The sequence below is a fragment of the Glycomyces salinus genome (assembly GCF_016428645.1).
Taxonomy (GTDB): Bacteria; Actinomycetota; Actinomycetes; order Mycobacteriales; family Micromonosporaceae; genus Glycomyces; species Glycomyces salinus.
The window spans coordinates 1-257 of sequence record NZ_JAELXW010000191.1 but is presented as its reverse complement, the minus strand read 5'-3'; the positions used below and the strand labels follow the sequence as shown (position 1 = coordinate 257).

The window sequence follows — 257 nt, the reverse complement described above, 5'->3', positions numbered from 1 at the left end:
CCCGCGTAGTCCTGGGTGCCGAACTCGGTGACGAACACCGGGATGCTGCCGGCCGCCCGCGAAAGGGTGTCCAGGTACTCCTCGCCGTGCGAGGCGGCGTAGAAGTGGAAGGTGTACATGATGTTCGAGGCGTCGACCGGATCGTCGATGACCTCCTGCTCATCGGTGCCTCCGGAGACGCCGAGCGAGGACCAGTCGGCGGTGCCGAGCAGGACGACGCCGTCGGAGTCGTGCTGCCTGATCACGGGGATGATCTG

The 257-nt window shown here is 66.5% G+C and carries 1 protein-coding gene; it reads right to left on the bottom strand.

Going from position 1 to position 257, the window contains the following annotated elements; translation table 11 throughout:
- Nucleotides 1–257 (bottom strand): cellulase family glycosylhydrolase (locus JFB92_RS24995; protein ID WP_199044675.1); only part of this gene is annotated, 257 nt, incomplete at both ends.